This window comes from Mycobacterium sp. NGS45, from assembly GCF_059812645.1.
Map to the genome: position 1 here is coordinate 32470 of NZ_JCALDB010000005.1, position 19655 is coordinate 52124.

The following is a 19655-nucleotide window of genomic DNA, read 5'->3' on the forward strand; positions in this document are numbered from 1 at the left end:
CGCATGAGAGTCATGGCGCAACTCGCGATGGTGATGAACCTCGACAAGTGCATCGGCTGCCACACCTGCAGCGTCACCTGCAAGCAGGCCTGGACCAACCGCAGCGGTGTCGAGTACGTGTGGTTCAACAATGTGGAAACCCGTCCCGGACAGGGTTATCCACGCCAGTACCAGGACCAGGAAAAGTGGAAGGGCGGCTGGACGCTGAACAAGCGCGGCAAGCTGACCCTCAAGTCCGGCTCGCGGTTCAAGCGCCTGCTGAACATCTTCGCCAATCCCGACCTGCCCACCGTGTCCGATTACTACGACCCGTGGACGTATGACTACGAGAACCTGCTCGCGGCGCCGGCGATGGACACCACCCCGGTCGCCCGGCCCAAGTCGTTGATCACCGGTCGAGACACCAAGGTCACCTGGGGCGCGAACTGGGACGACGACCTCGGTGGCGGACCGGATCAGGTGGGACGGGATCCGCTGCTGGCCAAAATGGCTGAGGTCGAGGATATTTCAGCCAAGGTCAAGCTGGAGTTCGAGCAGACCTTCATGTTCTACCTGCCGCGCATCTGCGAGCACTGCCTCAACCCGGCGTGCGCCGCAGCGTGCCCGTCCGGCGCGATCTACAAGCGGTCCGAAGACGGCATCGTGCTGGTGGATCAGGACAAGTGCCGCGGCTGGCGACAATGCGTCACCGGCTGCCCGTACAAGAAGATCTACTTCAACCACAAGACCGGCAAGGCCGAGAAGTGCACATTCTGCTATCCCCGCGTGGAGGTCGGCATCCCCACGGTGTGCTCGGAGACCTGCGTGGGCCGGCTGCGCTACATCGGCGTGATGCTCTACGACGCGGACAAGGTACTCGAGGCCGCCTCGGTCGCCGATGACAAGGACCTCTACCCGTCCCAGCTCGGGGTGTTCCTCAACCCACACGATCCGCGGGTGGTCGCCGAGGCCGAGCGAGCCGGAATCTCCCCGGAATGGATTGAGGCGGCACAAAATTCACCGGTCTACCGGCTGATCGTGGATTACCAGGTGGCATTGCCCCTGCATCCGGAATACCGCACCATGCCGATGGTCTGGTACGTGCCCCCGCTGTCGCCGGTGGTCGACATCCTCAAGGAGACCGGTCACGACGGCGAGAACAAGAACAACCTGTTCGGCGCCATCGACACCCTGCGCATCCCGGTCGAATACCTCGCCGAGTTGTTCACCGCCGGTGAGGTGGGCCCGGTGCGGGCTTCGTTGCAACGGTTGGCCGCGATGCGCGCCTACATGCGCGCAGCCAATCTCGGCGAGGAGTTCGACGAGACCATCCCGGACTCGGTGCGTCTGAGCGGTGCGGAGATCGAATCGATGTACCGCCTGTTGGCGATCGCCAAGTATCAGGACCGCTACGTCATCCCCACCGGCGCAAGTTCCGACGCGCATCGTCTCGATGCGCTGGCCACCGGGTGCAGCCTGGACGGTGACGGCGGACCGGGTATGACGGCGCTCGACACCATGGCGGACAAGTTCCACCTGACGAACACCAACGACGCTGTGCCACAGGGCGGTCCGACCCGGGTCAACCTGCTCAACTGGGATGGCCGCAGCACAGACGGGTTGGTGCCGAGCAAATGAAACTCCTCACCCGCGCCCGCCGAACAGGTCTGGGCAGCAGCCTTTCGGAGCGTCAGCAACGTCTGGTGTGGCGCATCGCCGCGCTGCTGCTGGACTACCCGAGCACCGAGACTGCCGCATTGGCCGACCAACTCGGCGCTGCCGCAGCCGAACTTCCCGATTCGGCACGGCTGCCGCTGGTCGAGTTCCTGGGCCGCTTCGGCGACACCGATCAGATGCAACGCGCATCGGACTACGTCGAAACCTTCGACATGCGCCGACGCAGCAGCCTGCACCTGACCTACTACGCCTACGGGGATACCCGCAAACGAGGGATGGCGTTGCTGCGGTTCAAACACGCCTACCGGCAAGCGGGTATCCACGATCTGGGTGACGCCGAGTTGCCCGACTACCTACCCATGGTGCTCGAGTTCGCCGCAACGGTCGATCATGCCCAGGGTGAGCGGCTATTGGCCGAACACGTACCGGTGCTCGAGCTGTTGCGACTCTCGCTGCAGGACAACGGCTCCTACTACGCCGGTCTGCTGGCCGCGGTACTGACCACACTGCCACCGGTGAACAGCGCGGACCGGCGTCGCATTGCACAGTTGGCCGCCGAAGGTCCGCCCGACGAGGACGTCGGCCTCGACCCGTTCGCGATGGACCCGATGACGATGGACCCCTCAGGCCCGGGAGCTCGCCGATGAGTACGTTGCCGTTGAGTACCACGTTGTGGATGACCCTGCCCTACATCGCCTTCACCTCATTCATCCTCGGGCACATCTGGCGCTACCGCGCCGACCAGTTCGGTTGGACCACACGGTCTTCGCAGATCTACGAGAGCAGGCTGCTGCGGCTGGGCAGCCCACTGTTTCACTTCGGCATGCTCGGTGTTCTGGGCGGCCATGTGGTGGGACTGCTGATCCCGCAGACCTGGACCGCGGCCGTCGGTATCTCCGAGCACACCTATCACCTGATGTCGGTCAGCATGGGGTCGGTTGCCGGAATCGCTGTGCTGGCCGGCGCGGGCATTCTGCTGTATCGCCGGATCACCGTCCCGGAGGTGCGCGGCGCTACCACGGTCAACGACAAGCTGATGTATCTGCTCTTGGTAGGTGCGCTGCTCACCGGGATGCTGAACACGCTGACCAATGTGTTCTCGGTCTACAACTATCGGGACACGGTCTCGCCGTGGTTCCGCAGCCTGTTCACCCTGAATCCGGCACCGGAGCTGATGGCCGAGACGCCGTGGACGTTCCAGGCGCATGTCCTGATTGTCGTTGCGTTGCTGGGATTCTGGCCGTACACCCGGTTGGTACACATGTTCAGCGCGCCGATCGGATACCTGGTTCGTCCGTACGTGATCTACCGCAGCCGCGACCCACAGCGGGCGGGCAAGAACCGGTACGCCAAGGCATGGGTCACACCGGCTGCCCCGCCGCCGCGCAACCGCTGGGTCTGAGGCCGGTAAAACCTTTTCTCACAGGGCAAGTCAACTCTTGGTGAGCGGATATTCACGGCCGGGACACGACACGCAGCACCCGCGCAACAAAGCATTTCTAGGTTTGCACCGTGCTCCGTTCACGAACCATCACGCACTGGGACCCTGAAGACATCGACGCCTGGGAGGCCGGAAACAAATACGTCGCACGGCGCAATCTGATCTGGTCGGTGATCGCCGAGCATGTCGGATTCTCGGTGTGGACGCTGTGGTCGGTCATGGTGCTGTTCATGCCCGAGGAGATCTACGGGTTCTCGGCCGGGGACAAGTTCCTGCTGGGCGCCACTGCCACCCTGGTGGGCGGCTGCCTGCGGATTCCCTACACCTTGGCCACCTCAACTTTCGGTGGCCGCAACTGGACGGTGTTCTCCGCGTTCGTGCTGTTGATCCCCACGCTGGGAACCATGTGGCTGCTGGCCAATCCGGGTCTGCCCTTGTGGCCGTATCTGCTGTGCGCCGCACTGGCCGGCTTCGGCGGCGGCAACTTCGCCTCCTCGATGACCAACATCAACGCCTTCTACCCGCAACGGCTCAAGGGCTGGGCCCTGGGACTCAACGCCGGTGGCGGCAACATCGGGGTACCCGTCGTGCAGCTGGTCGGCCTGCTGGTGATCGCCACCGCGGGCAACCGCTCCCCGTACTGGGTGTGCGCGGTCTACCTGGTGGCACTGGCGGTGGCCGGTATCGGTGCGGCGCTCTACATGGACAACCTCGAACAGCATCAGATCAACACCAGGGCCATGCGCGACATCCTGTGGGTCCGCGACACCTGGGTGATCGCACTGCTCTACATCGGCACCTTCGGATCCTTCATCGGGTTCTCCTTTGCCTTCGGTCAGGTGCTGCAGATCAACTTCGCCGCAGGCGGGCAGACCGCCGGCGAAGCCGCCCTGCACGCCGCCCAGATCGCTTTCATCGGACCACTACTCGGTTCGGTGGCCCGGGTGTACGGCGGCAAGCTCGCCGACCGCGTCGGCGGCGGGCGGGTCACCGTCGTCGCCTTCGCCGGCATGATCCTGGCCGGGACGCTGCTGATCGCCGTCTCCTCGTATCACGACCGCACCGGTGGCGCCGTCGGCACCGGCACCATGACCGGTTTCGTGGTGGGATTCGTCGCGCTGTTCGTCCTGTCCGGGATCGGCAACGGGTCGGTGTACAAGATGATTCCGTCGATCTTCGATGCGCGCAGCCGCTCCATCGTGGGCAGCGAGGCCGACAAGCAGCAGTGGTCGCGGGCCATGGCCGGTGCGCTGATCGGGTTCGCCGGCGCGATCGGCGCCCTGGGCGGGGTGGGCATCAACCTGGCCCTGCGGCAGTCCTACCTGACCAGCGGATCGGCCACGGCCGCGTTCTGGATCTTCGTGGCGTTCTATCTGGTTGCCATGGCCTTGACCTGGTTCCGCTACGTGCGCACCCCGGTGGCGCGCACACCCTCGATCGTCACCGACGCCGTCCGGGTCTGATTACCGGCTGCTACCGGGCCGGCAGCTCGAAGTGCTGGTAGTCCTTCGGGCTGCGCCAGTGCCCACCCCAGGTCCAGCCGCGGTCGGTGAACACCCGCACCACCGGGTGGCCGTCGCGCAGCATCGCCGGGTCATCGAGCGTGCGATCCAGATACGGGCCGGCGTTGTGCGGCTCGTAGTCGCCGCTGCTCGGGATGTACGGGTTGACCAACGGATTGATGTCGATCGCCCGTCCGTAGGCGTGGTGCGACCAGTTTCCGGAACCCGGGATGTCGCGGCAGTTGAACGCCGAGGTGTTGTTGTCGGCCATGGACAGCTCATCGGAGGCGCCCGGGTAGTGCGCGGGGCTGCGCATCCGTTCGATCGGATACCGCAGTCGCAGTAGTTCGGCGAAGATCGCCAGCACGTCGTCGGCCAACTCGCGGTGCACGATCAACTCGCCGCGGCGCTCTTGCCCGTCATAACCGAGGTAGTCGATCGTCAGCCGGCGCAGATCGGCCGCGCCGAGCGGGCAGCCGGACCGCCAGGTCGCACCCAGCTCAGCTTGGGTCACCTCGGTGACCCGGGCGACCGGCGGTGCGGTGGTCGTCGGCGCCGACGGGGGTGGCGCTGCCGTCGTCGTCGCGGTGGTTGCCGGGTCCGGGGCCGCCGTCGACGTCGGGTTCGCGTCGGTCTGCGGCCCGGGGTCCACCGGGCTGCTGCAGGCGACGACGAGGACGGCCAGCACCGGCAGCACGACCCGACGCGCAGCACTGACGCGACCCGAGACCGGCATGGCCCCCATCATCCCGGACGGCTCTCACCAAACCGCCGATACCGGGGTGCGCAGCTTCATAGAGTGGGCGCCATGAAATCGAAAGCGGCAATTCTCTTCGAGTACGGCGGTAACTGGACGGTCGAGGAGATCGACCTCGACCCGCCGCAGGACGGGGAAGTACTGGTGTCCTGGGAGGCCACCGGCCTGTGCCACTCCGACGAGCATGTGCGGACCGGGGACCTGGCCGCGCCGCTGCCGATCATCGGCGGACACGAAGGCGCCGGCATCGTTCAGGAGGTCGGCCCCGGCGTCCAAGGTCTCAAACCGGGCGATCATGTGGTCGCCTCGTTCCTGCCGGCCTGCGGCCGCTGCCGGTTCTGCTCCACCGGGCACCAGAACCTGTGCGATCTGGGCGCGCTGATCATGGCCGGTACCCAGGTCGACGGCACCTACCGGCGCCGGTTCCGCAACCAGGACCTCGGTGTGATGGCGTTCGTCGGTACGTTCTCGCAGTACGGGACGGTGCCGGAGGCCTCGGTGGTCAAGATCGACGACGACATCCCGCTGGCCCGGGCGTGTCTGCTCGGCTGCGGTATCACCACCGGCTGGGGTTCGGCGGTGAACACCGCCGACGTCCGACCCGGCGACACCGTCGTCATCATCGGTCTGGGCGGCATCGGCTGCGGCGCGGTGCAGGGTGCCCGGTTGGCCGGCGCCAAGCACATCGTCGTCGTCGAACTGGTGGAAGCCAAGCGCCAGCAGGCAATTCAGTTCGGGGCGACGCACTTTGTCACGTCGATGGCCGAGGCCACCGCGCTGGTCGCCGATCTGACCCGGGGCGTGATGGCCGATTCGGCGATCCTGACCGTCGGCCTGCTCGAGGGCTACATGGTCGACGAGGCCGCCAACATCATCCGCAAGGGCGGCGCGGTGGTGATGACCGCGATCGCCGGCATGACCGACATGTCACCGACGCTGAACATGTGCATGTTCACCCTGTTCCAGAAGCGACTGTTGGGCAGCCTGTACGGCGAGGCCAACCCGCGCGCCGACATCCCGCGGTTGCTGAACCTGTACCGCGAGGGCCAACTGCTGCTCGACGAGACGGTGACGCATGAGTACAAGCTGGCCGAGGTCAACGAGGGCTACGAGGACATGCGCGCCGGCCGCAACATCCGCGGCGTGGTACTGCACGACCACTGAGGTCCAAACGCCGAAAGCCGCCGCAGCACACCGGGTTCCGGTGCTGCGGCGGCTTTCGACGTGGTGGGTTAGAGCCGCTCGATGATCGTGACGTTGGCGGTGCCGCCGCCCTCGCACATGGTCTGCAGACCGTAGCGACCGCCGGTGCGCTCCAAGGTGTTGAGCATCGTGGTGAACAGCTTGGCGCCGGTCGCACCCAGCGGGTGGCCCAGCGCGATCGCGCCACCGGACGGGTTGACCTTGGCCGGGTCGGCCCCGGTTTCCTTGAGCCAGGCCAGCACCACCGGTGCGAACGCTTCGTTGATCTCGACGGTGTCGATGTCGTCGATGCTCAGCCCGGTCTTGTCCAGGGCGTAACGGGTGGCCGGGATCGGACCGGTGAGCATCAACACCGGATCGGCGCCGCGGGTGCTGATGTGGTGGATCCGGGCGCGCGGCTTCAGACCGTGTTCCTTGACTGCCTTCTCGGAGGCGAGCAGCACCGCGCTGGCGCCGTCGGAGATCTGGCTGGCCATCGCCGCGGTGATCCGTCCGCCGTCACTGAGCGGCTTGAGTCCGGCCATCTTCTCCAGCGAGGACTCGCGCGGGCCCTCGTCGATGCGGAACGGCCCGCTCTCGGTCTCGACGGCCAGGATCTCGTTGTCGAAGTGACCCGCGCGGATCGCCGCGAACGCCTTTTCATGGCTGTTCAGCGAGAACTCCTCCATCACCTCACGGGTCAGGCCCCACTTCTCGGCGATCAGCTCCGAACCACGGAACTGCGAGACCTCCTGATCGCCGTAGCGATGCAGCCAGCCCTTGGACTCGTTGGTCGGCGAGGTGAAACCGAACTGGGTACCGACGGTCATCGCCGAGCTGATCGGGATCTGGCTCATGTTCTGCATACCGCCGGCCACGATCAGGTCAGCGGTGCCCGACATGACCGCCTGCGCGCCGAACGAGATCGCCTGCTGGCTGGAGCCGCACTGCCGGTCGACGGTGACACCGGGAACTTCCTCCGGGAAGCCGGCCGCCAGCCAGGACAGCCGGGCAATGTTGCCGGCCTGCCCGCCGATGGTGTCCAGGCAGCCGGCGACGACGTCGTCGATCGCAGCCGGGTCGACGTCGACGCGGTCGAACAGGCCGCGCCAGATCAGGGCGCCCAGGTCCACCGGGTGCACACCGGAAAGCGAGCCGCCGCGCTTACCTACCGCGGTGCGTACGGCATCGATGACATACGCCTCTGCCATGGTCAATCTCCTTGTTCGTCAGTATCTTTCGATGCGTTGGTGATTCCGCCAAGAACAATGGCGAGGTACTGGGCGCCGACCTGCTCGGCGGTCAGCGGGCCGCCCGGCTGATACCAGCGCACCGACACCCAGGTGGTGTCGCGGATGAACCGGTAGACCAGGTCGACGTCGAGGTCGGGCCGAAAGCAGCCCTGCGCGATGCCCTGGTCGATCACGTCGACCCACATCTTGCGCTGTTCCCGGTTGCGGGCCTCCACGTAGTCGAACCGGGGCTGCGACGAGAGTCGCTTGGCTTCGTCCTGATAGATCACCACCTGCGCGTGGTGGTTTTCGATCGCCTCGAACGACGCCATGAACAGGCCCTTGAGCCGGGCCAGCGGATCGGGCTCGGTGTCGATGATCTGTTGATAGCGATCGAAGAGCCAGTCCAGGAAGCCGCGCAGCACCTCGTCGACCATCTCTTCCTTGGACGAGAAGTGGTGGTAGAGGCTGCCGGACAGGATGCCGGCGGCGTCGGCGATGTCCCGGACGGTGGTCGCACGCAAGCCGCGTTCGGCGAACATGCTGGCGGCGAGCTGCAACAGCTCGTCGCGCCTGCTCGCTGGTGACGCGGCCGGGGGCACCATGACATGCAGCTTATCAACCAAGCGCTTGCTAGGTCACGGTTGGGCGTGTCAGCGGTACCCGTGCGTGCTGCGGTAGGCCGAGCAGTGCTCGGGCAGTGTGCGCTCAGCCGAGCGGTCGGCGCGCGAGCGCGACAGGTTGAACTCGTACCACGCGTCGGTGCCGGCGGCACCGCCGTTGATGCAGCTGCGCACCTGCTCAGGCAGTCGGTGCAGCACCGGGTCGACGTCGGCCGACAACCGGGACAGGTATTCGGCGTCGAGTTGACCGGTCTGCTCGAAACGATCGATGTTCCGTTCGGCGATGATCCGCTCCGGGTTCAGCGCAGCCAAGCCGAGCAGCGCCAGGACCCCGGCCACCAGGACCGCGCGCGGCAACCACCGCCCGGTCATCCGGATACCGGCCAGCGCGATCAGCACGAAGACCACACCGAGCCACACCTCGACGGTGATCACCATGATCCGGTCGGAGGTGAAGCCGTACGCCTGTTGGTACAGCCACATCCGGTGAATCGCCGAGATCACCACGACCACCGAAGTGCCGCACAGGATTCCGACCAGGATGCGCAGTATGCGGCGGTCGGCGGCGGTCTGCCGGGCGGCCACCCGGACGACGACCGCGATCACCAGCAGGGTCAGCGCAGAGACCCACAGCAGCTGCCAGAACCCCTGCCGGGCGTATTCGGCGTAGGTCAGGCCCTCGGTCTCGAGCACATGGGTGTGCCCGCCGAACAGCACCGTGGCCTGCACCGCCACGAACGCGACGAACAACGCGTCGAGCACGCCGAGGGGCAGCAGCCATTCCCAGCGCCGCACCGGTCGCATCGGCGCCGGCGCCAGCTTGTCCAGTCGAGGGGCGAAGCGCAGTAGGTAGGCGCCGCTGAGGATGAACATCACCACGATGCCGAACACCACGGTCCGCGCGACGATCTCACCACCATCGACCGCGGGCACCAGATTGCCCAACAGGTGCGCGAACGCCGGATCGGCGGTTGCGAACAAGCCGCCGAACACCAGCACCAACACCAACGTGATCCCGGCGACCGCCAGCACCCGTTCCAGACTCGGCAACCCGTCGCGTCTCGGCAAGGCGCCCTGCCCGCCGCGGCGCACCCAGCCCAGCACCCGGCCCGGAGACAGCCACGGCACGAACGGACCCAGGAAGATCGCGGTCCAGGTGCGACCGCCGACCAGCGTGCACCAGCCCAAGATCCAGGCCGCCATCAGGCAATAGACCGCCAACCATTCCGCAGCCAGCACCGCGGGCACCGTGAGCAAAGACAGGGTCAGCGCGATTCCGAGCCCTTCCCAGCGGGTCGGCCGTCGTCCCGCGGTGCCGTACACCACCGCGAAGACCAAGACACCCACGATGGGATAGCCGATGCTCAGCACCGTGACGCGCCAGATGGCGGTGCCGATCAGACCGCACGCCAGGGCCAGCAGCAGCACCTGGCGCGGGGCGGCCGCGACCGGGTTCAGCGGCCACAGTCGGCGCGGCCAGATGCTCCAGCCCGGTTCGCCCTGGCGCGGCAGCAGTGGCCCATGCAACGGCGGCACGACCATGGTTGGGGCGCCGGCAGGCGGCGGCGCGCCGGCGCTCACCGGAAACCCTCCTTGCTGCGCGTCACCCGTCCAACCCTAAGGGTGGTTCAGCACCCCGACGAGCAGCAATTGCGACGGTGCGATCAGGCGCGCTGACTGGAGACCGAGATGACCTCGCCGGTCAGATAGCTGGAGTAGTCACTGGCCAGGAATGCGATGGTGGCTGCGACTTCCCACGGTTCGGCGGCCCGGCCGAACGCCTCGTCACCGGCCAACCGGTCCAGCAGATCCGCCGACGACGTCTTCTCCAGGAACTTGTGCCGCGCGATGCTCGGCGAGACCGCGTTGATCCGCACGCCGTACTCGACGGCCTCGATGGCACTGCACCGGGTCAGCGCCATCACACCGGCCTTGGCCGCTGCGTAGTGCGACTGGGAATGCTGTGCGCGCCAACCCAAGACGCTGGCGTTGTTGACGATCACACCGCCGTGGTCGACGTCGCGGAAGTAGCGCAGGGCCGCGCGGGTGGCCCGCAGCACCGAGGTCAACGTGACGTTGAGGACACGGTCCCACTCGTCGTCGGTCATGTCGATCACCGGGGTCTGCCCGCCCAGCCCGGCGTTGTTGACCAGGACATCGAGTCGGCCGGCCTTGGCCACCGTCTCGGTGATCAACGCGTCGACAGCCTCGGTGGAGGTCACATCGCACACCACCGACTGCACCCGGCCCAGACCCAGGGCGGCCAGTTCATCGCGAGTCTCGCCCAGCCGGCGTTCGTGATAATCGGACACCACGACGTCGGCGCCTTCGAGCAGCGCGCGACGCGCCGTCGACGATCCGATGCCGGTGCCCGCGGCGGCGGTGACCAGGACGACCTTGCCCTTCAGCAGGCCGTGTCCGGCGATTTCCTCGGGCGCTACCGAAAGGTCGGTCACAGTTCTCTCCTCTTCGGGCAAACGCTCATCAGCCCTTGGCTTCTCGGGGTAGGCCGAGCACCCGCTCGGCGAGGACGTTGCGCTGGATCTCGTTGGAACCGCCGTAGATGGTGTCCGACCGGGAGAACAGGTACAGCCGCTGCCACTCGTCATAGTCGGTGGTGTCCGGGGTCTGGCCGGGCGCAGTCAACACCAAGCCGTCCTTGCCGGCGATGTCCATCGCCAGCTCGCCCAGGTCACGATGCCAGTTGGCCCACAACAACTTCGAGATGTTGTCCTGACCGGGCCGCTCGACGTCCATGGTGGCCAACGCATACGACCGCATCGCCCGCAGCCCGACCCAGGCCCGGGTAAGTCGCTCCCGGATCAGCGGGTCGTCGATCCGGCCGTTGCCGCGAGCCAACTCCACGATCCCGGAAAGCTCACGCGCATAACGGATCTGCTGACCCAGCGTGGACACTCCGCGCTCGAAGGTCAAGGTGCCCATCGCGACCCGCCACCCGTCGCCGGGTTCACCAACCACCAACGACGCGTCGGTGACCGCGTCGTCGAAGAACACCTCGTTGAACTCGGAGTCGCCGGTCAACTGCACGATGGGCCGGATCTGCACGCCCGGCTGCTGCAGCGGCACCAACAGGTAGGACAGTCCCGCGTGCCGCTTGGAGCCTTTCTCGGTGCGGGCCACCACGAAGCACCACTGCGCCCAGTGCGCCAGCGAGGTCCACACCTTCTGGCCGTTGATCCGCCACTGATCACCGTCGAGTTCGGCGGTGGTCGCGACGTTGGCCAGGTCACTGCCGGCGTTCGGCTCGGAGTAGCCCTGGCACCACAGTTCGGTGACGTCGAGGATCCGGGGCAGGAAGCGCTGCTGCTGTTCGGGGGTGCCGAACGCGATCAGGGTGGGCCCGAGCAGTTCCTCACCGAAGTGGTTGACCTTGTCCGGGGCGTTGGCGCGGGCGTATTCCTCGTAGAACGCCACCCGGTGCGCGACCGACAATCCCCGACCGCCGTGCTCGACCGGCCAGCCCAGACAGGTCAGTCCGGCCGCGGCCAGATGCTGATTCCACGCCAGCCGCTCTTCGAATGCCTCATGCTCACGACCGGGGCCGCCCAGGCCCTTGAGCGCTGCAAATTCGCCGACCAGGTTGTCGGCCAGCCACTCGCGGACCTCCGCCCGGAACTTCTGGACCTCCTGCATCCCTGTAGGCTAACCTACCAAGCACTTGCTTTGTTAGGCCGGGCGGCGAGAATCTGAGGAGCATCGATGAGCAGTCCCGCCGGGCAGCGTCCCGACGATCTGGGAACCACCCCGGCGGTACTGGACTGGATCGCCCGGGCACTGCCCGACCACCCGGCCGTGATCACGCCCGATCGAACGCTGACCTACAGCGAATTGCGCGATCAGGTGCGACAGGCGGCTGCGGCGATGGTGTCCCTCGGCATCCAAGCCGGTGACCGGGTGGCGATCTGGGCGCCGAACACCTGGCACTGGGTGGTGGCCTGTCTGGCCACGCACTGGGCCGGCGCCGTCGTCGTACCGCTGAACACGCGCTACACCGCCAGCGAGGCCGCCGACATCCTGGCCCGCACCCAGGCGCCGCTGCTGATCGGGATGGGCCGCTTCCTCGGTGCCGACCGGGTGGCCGAACTCGATCGCGCGACGCTGCCCGCGCTGCGCAAGGTGGTGCGCATCGGAATCGAGGCCGACGACGGCGACTGGGACGACTTCGTCGCGCGCGGTGCGGATCCGGAGGCGCAGCAGAGCGCCGACGCCCGCGCAGCAGCCGTCGCACCCGACGACGTGTCCGACATCCTGTTCACCTCCGGCACCACCGGCCGCAGCAAGGGCGTGCTGTGCGCGCACCGGCAGTCGCTGGCCGGGTCGGCGGCCTGGGCGGCTTGCGGCGAGGTGCGCAGCACCGACCGCTACCTGTGCATCAACCCGTTCTTCCACAACTTCGGCTACAAGGCCGGCATCCTGGCCTGTCTGCAGACCGGGGCGACGCTGATCCCGATGCTGACCTTCGACCCGGAAGCCGCGATGGCCGCCGTGCAGGAACACCATGCCACCGTGCTGCCCGGACCGCCCACCATCTATCAGACCCTGCTGGATCATCCTCGGCGCGCCGAATACGTTTTGAGCTCTTTGCGTTTCGCGGTTACCGGGGCCGCGGTGGTACCGGTGGTGTTGATCGAACGCATGCAGTCCGAACTGGACATCGACATCGTGCTGACCGCGTACGGACTGACCGAGGCGACCGGGTTCGGCACGATGTGCCGATCCGACGACGACGCCGTCACGGTGGCCACCACCTGCGGCCGGCCGATCGCGGATTTCGAGTTGCGGATCGACGCCCCGGTCGCCGGTGAGGCCGGCGAGGTGCTGCTGCGCGGTTCCTGTGTGATGCTGGGCTATCTCGACGATCCCGAGGCCACCGCCGCGACGATCGACGACGACGGCTGGTTGCACACCGGTGACATCGGAACCCTGGATGCCGCAGGCAATTTGCGGATCACCGATCGGCTCAAGGACATGTACATCTGCGGCGGATTCAACGTGTATCCCGCCGAGATTGAACAGGTGCTGGCCCGCCTGCCCGGCGTGGCCGAGGCTGCCGTGATCGGCGTCCCCGACGAACGGCTCGGTGAGGTGGGTAAGGCGTTCGTCGTCCGACTGCCCGATGCCGACCTCGACGAGGCCGCGGTGATCGCGTTCACCCGCGAGCATCTGGCCAACTTCAAGACTCCCCGCTCGGTGGAGTTCCTGGACGTACTGCCGCGCAATCCCGGCGGCAAGGTCGTCAAACCACAGTTAAGGGAAAGGGTCTGATGGACCTCGACTTCGACGAATCCACCGAGGAATTCCGCGCCGAGGTGCGCGAGTTCCTGGCCGCGCACCGCGACGACTTCCCCACTGAGTCCTACGACAATGCGGTGGGTTTCGAACAGCACCGCCGCTGGGACAAGGTGCTCTACGACGCCGGCCTGTCGGTGATCAGCTGGCCCAAGGAATACGGCGGCCGCGACGCCTCGCTGCTGCAGTGGATCGCCTTCGAAGAGGAGTACTTCCACGCCGGCGCCCCGGGGCGGGCCAGCGCCAACGGCACCTCGATGCTGGCGCCGACGCTGTTCGCGCACGGCACCACCGAACAGCTCGCCCGGATCCTGCCCAAAATGGCCAGCGGTGAACAGATCTGGGCGCAGGCCTGGTCCGAGCCGGAGTCCGGCAGCGACCTGGCCTCGCTGCGCTCCACCGCGACCAAGGTGGACGGCGGCTGGCAGCTCAACGGTCAGAAGATCTGGAGTTCGCGGGCCCCGTTCGGGGACATGGCCTTCGGGCTGTTCCGGTCCGACCCGGAGTCGCAGCGCCACAATGGTCTGACGTACTTCATGTTCGACTTGAAGGCCGATGGCATCACGGTGCGGCCAATTGCCCAACTCGGTGGGGACACCGGCTTCGGGGAGATCTTCCTCGATGACGTGTTCGTCCCCGATCAGGATGTGATCGGCACGCCGAATGAGGGCTGGCGCGCGGCGATGAGCACGTCGAGCAATGAGCGCGGCATGTCGCTGCGCAGCCCGGCCCGGTTCACCTCGGCCGCCGAGAAACTGGTGGCACTGTGGAAGAACCAGCCCGACACCACCGTTCGGGCCGAGTTCGCCGATCGGGTGGTCGACGCCTGGATCAAGGCGCAGGCCTACCGCTTGCAGACCTTCGGCACCGTGACCCGGCTGGCGGGCGGCGGCGAGCTGGGCGCTGAGTCGTCGGTGACCAAGGTGTTCTGGTCGGATCTGGACGTCGCGATCCATCAGACCGCACTGGATCTGCGCGGCGCGGATGCCGAACTGACCGATGCCTGGACCGAGGGCTATCTGTTCGCCCTCGGCGGGCCGATCTACGCCGGCACCAACGAGATTCAGCGCAACATCATCGCCGAGCGGCTGCTGGGCCTGCCCCGCGAACCCAAGGGGACCAAGTGAACTTCGAGATCGACGAACAGCAGCGCGACTTCGCCGCCAGCATCGACGCGGCGCTGGGCGCCGCCGACGTGCCCGCCGCGGTGCGGGCCTGGGCCGACGGCGACACCGCACCGGGCCGCAAGATCTGGGGCACACTGACCGACCTCGGCGTCACCGCGCTGGCGGTCGCCGAAGAGCACGACGGGATCGGTGCGCACCCGGTCGATCTGGTGGTGGCCTGTGAGCGATTGGGCTACTGGGGTGTACCCGGTCCGATCACCGAATCTGTCGCGGTGGCACCGATTCTGCTGGCGTCGGACGCCGAACGCAGCGCCGCGCTGGCGGCCGGCGAGCTGATCGTGACGGTCGCCGCCGGGGCCTGGCAGCCGCGCGCGGTCAACGCCGACTTCGCCGGTCTGGTGCTGCTGACCGCAGCCGGGCAGGTGCACGAAGCGGACGCGGGAGCTCGACACGAATCGATCGACCCCAGCCGAACCATGTTCGACGTCAGCGCGTCCGGACCGGCCTGGGACGCCGACGTGGACCGCGCCGCGGACTTCGGTGCGTTGGTCACCGCCGCGCAGCTGGTCGGCGCCGGGCAGGCGATGTTGGATGCTGCGGTCGACTACGCCAAGCAACGCACCCAATTCGGCCGGGTGATCGGCTCGTATCAGGCCATCAAGCACAAGCTCGCCGACGTGCACATCGCGCTCGAGTTGGCCCGGCCACTGGTGTACGGGGCCGCGATCAGCCTGGCCGGCGGATCGGCCGAGGCCGGTCGTGATGTGAGTGCGGCCAAGGTGGCGGCCGCCGAAGCCGGCCTGCTGGCCGCCCGGTCCTCGCTGCAGACCCACGGTGCGATCGGCTTCACCCAGGAACACGATCTGGGTCTGCTGCTACTGCGCGCGCAGGCGTTGCGCTCGGCCTGGGGCGATCCGCGAACACACCGGCGCCGGGTATTGGAGGCACTGTAGATGTCCGAGGAACGCACCCTGCTGATCCAGACCGTCCGCGACCTGGTCAACAAGCACGCCGGGCCCGAAGCGGTCCGTGCTGCGGTCGAGACCGAGCGCGGTTACGACGCCAAACTGTGGACCCTGCTGTGCGAGCAGGTGGGGGTGGCTGCGCTGCTGGTGCCCGAGGAATTCGGCGGCGCCGGCGGCGAACTCGCGGATGCCGCGGCAGTTTTCACCGAGTTGGGCCGGGCCTTGGTGCCCAGCCCGCTGCTCGGGACCACGCTGGCCGAGCTGGCCTTGCTGGCCGCCGATGAACCCGACGGCGACACCCTGGAGCAGCTGGCCGCCGGGGCGGCGATCGGTGCGGTGGTCTTCGATCCCGGGTTCGTGGTCCATGGGGACGTTGCCGACGTCGTCGTGGGCGTCGACGACGGGGCCCTGACCCGTTGGACCGAGTTCAGTGCCGAGGCACTGACCACCATGGACACCACCCGGCGGCTGGCCCGGCTGGAACCCCAGGCCGTCGAACCGCTGGCCGCCGACCCGGGCCTGGCCGACACCGCCGCGCTGCTGCTGGCCGCCGAGCAGGTCGGGGCCGCTGGCCGCTGCTTGGAGCTGACCGTCGAGTACAGCAAGGAACGCGTGCAGTTCGGCCGGCCGATCGGCAGCTTCCAGGCGCTCAAGCATCGGATGGCCGACCTGTACGTGAAGGTGCAGACCGCCGACGCCGTCGTCGCCGAGGCGATCGCCGATCCGTCGCCGACCTCGGCCGCGCTGGCGCACGTGGTGGCGACCGAGGCGTTCCTCGACGTCGCGGCCGAGGCGATTCAGATCCACGGCGGTATCGCGATCACCGCCGAATGCGATGTGCAGCTCTATTTCAAGCGCGCACACGGTTGCGCCCAGCTGCTGGGCCAGCCCGCCGAGCAGCTGCGCCGGTTGGAGTCGGTGGCGCTCTCCGTGGTGGGCGAGCAGCTCTGAATCGCATCCGGCCAGCCCGGCCGGGGAGCGAAGTAGGCTCGGAACCATGAAGACCGCGTTGCGTGCTGGGATCCCGCCGTTCTACGTGATGGACGTCTGGTTGGCGGCCGCCGAGCGGCAGCGCAGCCACGGCGACCTGGTGAACCTGTCGGCCGGTCAACCCAGTGTGGGCGCACCCGAGCCGGTGCGCGCGGCCGCGGCCGCCGCGATCGAGGCCAATCAGTTGGGCTACACGGTGGCCTTGGGTATCCCCGAGCTGCGTTCGGCGATTGCGGCGTCCTACGCCGAGAAGCACGGCCTGGACGTCGATCTCGACGACGTCATCCTCACGACCGGGTCGTCCGGCGGATTCCTGTTGACCTTCCTGGCCGCGTTCGATGTCGGCGACCGGGTGGCGATCGCCAGCCCGGGTTACCCGTGTTACCGCAACATCCTGTCCGCACTCGGGTGCGAGGTGGTCGAGTTGCCGTGCGGGCCGGACACCCGTTACCAACCCACCCGGGAGATGTTCGCCGAGGCGCACGCCGCGGCGCCGCTGGCCGGGGTGATCGTCGCCAGCCCGGCCAATCCGACCGGCACCGTGATCGCGCCGGAGGAGTTGGCCGCCATCGCGGCCTGGTGCGACGAGACCGGGGTCCGGTTGGTCAGCGACGAGGTGTACCACGGCTTGGTGTATCCCGGTGCGCCGCAAACCAGTTGCGCGTGGAGCACATCGCGCAACGCCGTGGTGGTGAACAGCTTCTCGAAGTATTTCGCGATGACCGGGTGGCGGCTGGGTTGGCTGTTGGTGCCCAAATCGTTGCAGCGCGCGGTGGACTGTCTGACCGGCAACTTCACCATCTGCCCGCCGGTGCTGTCGCAGTACGCGGCGGTGTCGGCGTTCACCCCGGCGTCGATCGCCGAGGCCGAGGGGCACCTGCAGCACTACGGCGCCAACCGCGAACGGCTGCTGAATGGGTTGCGCGACATCGGTATCGACCGGTTGGCGCCCACCGACGGTGCGTTCTACGTGTATGCCGATGTCTCGGATCACACCGGCGACTCGCTGGCGTTCTGCGAAAAATTGTTGGCCGACACCGGTGTTGCGATCGCACCCGGCATCGACTTCGACACCGCGCGGGGTTCGTCGTTCGTGCGGCTGTCGTTCGCCGGGCCCAGCGCCGACATCGACGAGGCGCTGAGCCGGATCGGCGGCTGGCTGCGCTGACTACCTGGCGTCGAGGTGCCGCGCCCGGTCGGCGGCGTCGATGGTGGCCAGGTCGATGTCCGCGGTCTCGCGGGCAAAGGCCAGCGCCACCAGGGTGATCATGCAAGCTCCGGCGAGGTAGAGCGCGATCGGCACCGACGAGTGGTAGATGTCGAGCAGCTTCACCGCGATCAACGGGGCCATCGAGCCGGCCACGATGGCAGTGACCTGGTACCCCAGTGACACCCCGGAATAGCGCATCCGGGTCGGGAACATCTCGGCCATCAGCGCAGGCTGCGGTGCGTACATCAGCGCGTGGAACACCAGGCCGAGGACGATCGCCAGCATGATCACGAAGTAGTGCTTGGAGTCCATCATCGGGAAGGCGAAGAACCCCCAGCTGGCGGTTCCCAGCACACCGGCCAGGTATACCGGACGTCGGCCGAACCGGTCAGAGGCGTGGCCCACCAATGGAATTGCGATCAGGTGCACGGCGTGGGCGGCCAACATGTACAGCAGGATGTTGGCGGTACTGACCTCGGCGACCACCTTCAGATAGGTGATCGAGAAGGTGACCACCAGGTAGTACATGATGTTCTCGGCGAACCGCAGCCCCATCGCGGTGAACACGCCGCGCGGGTAGCGGCGCAGCACCTCGACCACGTTCAGCGACGACTTGGCCAGCTGTGCGGCCTCCTGCTGGGCCTCGACGAAGATCGGCGCGTCGCTGACCTTGGTCCGGATGTAGTAGCCGATCAGCACCACCACGGCCGAGAGCCAGAACGCAATGCGCCAGCCCCAGCTCAGGAACGCCGATTCCGGCAGCGCCCAGGTCAGCACCAACAGCACGACGGTGGCCAGCATGTTGCCGACCGGCACGCCGGCCTGCGGCCAGCTGGCCCAGAAGCCGCGGCTGTGGTTGGGGCTGTGTTCGGCGACCAGCAGCACCGCCCCGCCCCATTCGCCGCCAACCGCGAAGCCCTGCGCGAATCGCAACAGCACCAGCAATGCCGGTGCCCAGTAACCGATTTGACCGAAGGTGGGCAGACACCCCATCAGGAAGGTGGCCGCGCCGACCAGCAGGATGGAGAACTGCAGCAGTTTCTTGCGGCCGTACTTGTCGCCGAAGTGCCCGAACACCACCCCGCCGAGCGGGCGGGCCAGGAACCCGACCGCGTAGGTGAGGAAGGCGTAGAAGATCGCGTCCAGGGCGTCGCCGCCCTGGGCGAAGAAGATCTTGTTGAACACCAGGGTGGCGGCGGTGCCGTAGAGGAAGAACTCGTACCACTCGACGACGGTGCCGGCCATCGATGCCACGACGACGCGGCGCAGTCCGGTGGAAATCGGGGTGCTCATTCTGCTGAGTATTGCTGGTGCGCCTGATCCGGGGGCGACCGACCGGTATTCTTCGGTCCATGCGGACCCGGCTGATCGCGTTGACCTGCGGCGCGCTGTGCGCTGCGGCGTTCGCGTGGGCGGCGCCGGTCGGTGCCGACCCGGACATGCCGCCGTGCGGACAGCTCGGCGCGGTGTGCGGCCTCATCCCGATGATGCCCGGGCTCGAGCACGACATCGATCTGACTCAGAACCAGCCGCAGAGCTCGCTGGATCGGGAGAGTTTGCCGCCGGCGGACATCTGCTGGCTGGGCTGCGTGTAGGGAAAGCTCTGCTCGGCGAGATTCCAGGCCATTAGGTAGCTCCCCGTTGTCTGTGCCGATATGCC

The 19655-nt window shown here is 67.3% G+C and carries 18 protein-coding genes; 11 read left to right on the plus strand and 7 right to left on the minus strand.

Features of this window, described 5'->3' with window-relative positions:
- The first annotated feature begins 3 nt into the window (after positions 1-3).
- The 4 genes from narH (at position 4) to AC5Y3P_RS06275 (ending at position 4560) form a co-directional block, all read left to right on the plus strand.
- A complete protein-coding gene (gene narH, locus AC5Y3P_RS06260) occupies positions 4-1617 on the plus strand; it encodes a nitrate reductase subunit beta (protein WP_500045031.1) in 1614 nt (537 codons plus the stop codon).
- The gene (gene narJ, locus AC5Y3P_RS06265; protein ID WP_500045032.1) at positions 1614-2303 is read left to right on the plus strand and encodes a nitrate reductase molybdenum cofactor assembly chaperone; all 690 of its coding nucleotides are present in this window, start codon (positions 1614-1616) and stop codon (positions 2301-2303) included. The genes narH and narJ overlap by 4 nt, the downstream gene beginning before the upstream one ends.
- Positions 2300-3058: a respiratory nitrate reductase subunit gamma gene (gene narI, locus AC5Y3P_RS06270; RefSeq protein ID WP_500045033.1), complete on the plus strand. Its 759-nt coding sequence runs from the start codon at positions 2300-2302 to the stop codon at positions 3056-3058. The genes narJ and narI overlap by 4 nt, the downstream gene beginning before the upstream one ends.
- A 110-nt stretch (positions 3059-3168) precedes the next feature.
- Positions 3169-4560: a nitrate/nitrite transporter gene (locus tag AC5Y3P_RS06275; RefSeq protein WP_500045034.1), complete on the plus strand. Its 1392-nt coding sequence runs from the start codon at positions 3169-3171 to the stop codon at positions 4558-4560.
- A 10-nt stretch (positions 4561-4570) separates the two neighbouring features.
- On the opposite strand, the gene AC5Y3P_RS06280 is transcribed toward AC5Y3P_RS06275, so the two are convergent.
- Positions 4571-5335 carry a M15 family metallopeptidase gene (locus tag AC5Y3P_RS06280; RefSeq protein ID WP_500045035.1) on the minus strand — a complete coding sequence of 255 codons (765 nt, stop codon included), beginning with the start codon at positions 5333-5335 and terminating at the stop codon, positions 4571-4573.
- A gap of 72 nt (positions 5336-5407) precedes the next feature.
- On the opposite strand from AC5Y3P_RS06280, the gene AC5Y3P_RS06285 reads away from it, so the two are divergent.
- On the plus strand, positions 5408-6520 hold the full coding sequence (locus AC5Y3P_RS06285) for an NDMA-dependent alcohol dehydrogenase (RefSeq protein ID WP_500045036.1): 1113 nt from the start codon (positions 5408-5410) through the stop codon (positions 6518-6520).
- A gap of 68 nt (positions 6521-6588) precedes the next feature.
- On the opposite strand, the gene fadA6 is transcribed toward AC5Y3P_RS06285, so the two are convergent.
- The 5 genes from fadA6 to ipdE1 all read right to left on the minus strand — a co-directional run bounded on the left by fadA6 (position 6589) and on the right by ipdE1 (position 12047).
- Positions 6589-7749: a steroid 3-ketoacyl-CoA thiolase FadA6 gene (fadA6, locus tag AC5Y3P_RS06290; RefSeq protein ID WP_500045037.1), complete on the minus strand. Its 1161-nt coding sequence runs from the start codon at positions 7747-7749 to the stop codon at positions 6589-6591.
- Positions 7750-7751: 2 nt separating this feature from the next.
- Positions 7752-8375 carry a TetR family transcriptional regulator KstR2 gene (gene kstR2 / locus AC5Y3P_RS06295; RefSeq protein WP_500045038.1) on the minus strand — a complete coding sequence of 208 codons (624 nt, stop codon included), beginning with the start codon at positions 8373-8375 and terminating at the stop codon, positions 7752-7754.
- A gap of 48 nt (positions 8376-8423) precedes the next feature.
- Positions 8424-9974 carry a DUF4153 domain-containing protein gene (locus AC5Y3P_RS06300; RefSeq protein ID WP_500045039.1) on the minus strand — a complete coding sequence of 517 codons (1551 nt, stop codon included), beginning with the start codon at positions 9972-9974 and terminating at the stop codon, positions 8424-8426.
- An 83-nt stretch (positions 9975-10057) separates the two neighbouring features.
- Positions 10058-10849, minus strand: a complete 792-nt coding sequence (ipdF, locus tag AC5Y3P_RS06305; RefSeq protein ID WP_500045040.1) for a (5R,7aS)-5-hydroxy-7a-methyl-1-oxo-2,3,5,6,7,7a-hexahydro-1H-indene-carboxyl-CoA reductase — start codon at positions 10847-10849, stop codon at positions 10058-10060.
- A 28-nt stretch (positions 10850-10877) separates the two neighbouring features.
- Positions 10878-12047 (minus strand): acyl-CoA dehydrogenase IpdE1, encoded by a 1170-nt coding sequence (ipdE1, locus tag AC5Y3P_RS06310; RefSeq protein ID WP_500045041.1) that lies wholly within the window; start codon positions 12045-12047, stop codon positions 10878-10880.
- Positions 12048-12113: 66 nt separating this feature from the next.
- Between ipdE1 and fadD3 the strand changes: the two genes are divergently transcribed.
- The 5 genes from fadD3 to AC5Y3P_RS06335 are packed head-to-tail and all read left to right on the plus strand — an operon-like array spanning position 12114 to position 17953.
- Positions 12114-13679: a 3-((3aS,4S,7aS)-7a-methyl-1,5-dioxo-octahydro-1H-inden-4-yl)propanoate--CoA ligase FadD3 gene (fadD3, locus tag AC5Y3P_RS06315; protein WP_500045043.1), complete on the plus strand. Its 1566-nt coding sequence runs from the start codon at positions 12114-12116 to the stop codon at positions 13677-13679.
- Entirely contained in the window at positions 13679-14830 is a 1152-nt protein-coding gene (locus AC5Y3P_RS06320; RefSeq protein ID WP_500045044.1) for an acyl-CoA dehydrogenase family protein, read from the plus strand. The genes fadD3 and AC5Y3P_RS06320 overlap by 1 nt, the downstream gene beginning before the upstream one ends.
- The gene (locus AC5Y3P_RS06325; protein ID WP_500045045.1) at positions 14827-15783 is read left to right on the plus strand and encodes an acyl-CoA dehydrogenase family protein; all 957 of its coding nucleotides are present in this window, start codon (positions 14827-14829) and stop codon (positions 15781-15783) included. Before AC5Y3P_RS06320 ends, AC5Y3P_RS06325 begins: the two co-directional genes overlap by 4 nt.
- Positions 15784-16746: an acyl-CoA dehydrogenase IpdE2 gene (gene ipdE2 / locus AC5Y3P_RS06330; protein WP_500045046.1), complete on the plus strand. Its 963-nt coding sequence runs from the start codon at positions 15784-15786 to the stop codon at positions 16744-16746.
- 46 nt (positions 16747-16792) lie between these two features.
- Positions 16793-17953 (plus strand): pyridoxal phosphate-dependent aminotransferase, encoded by a 1161-nt coding sequence (locus AC5Y3P_RS06335; protein WP_500045047.1) that lies wholly within the window; start codon positions 16793-16795, stop codon positions 17951-17953.
- On the opposite strand, the gene AC5Y3P_RS06340 is transcribed toward AC5Y3P_RS06335, so the two are convergent.
- A complete protein-coding gene (locus AC5Y3P_RS06340; protein ID WP_500045048.1) occupies positions 17954-19288 on the minus strand; it encodes an MFS transporter in 1335 nt (444 codons plus the stop codon). It abuts the gene before it with no gap.
- A 59-nt stretch (positions 19289-19347) separates the two neighbouring features.
- Here AC5Y3P_RS06340 and AC5Y3P_RS06345 point away from each other — a divergent pair, with 59 nt between their 5' ends.
- Positions 19348-19590 (plus strand): fibronectin-binding protein, encoded by a 243-nt coding sequence (locus AC5Y3P_RS06345; protein ID WP_500045049.1) that lies wholly within the window; start codon positions 19348-19350, stop codon positions 19588-19590.
- Positions 19591-19655 lie beyond the last annotated feature (65 nt).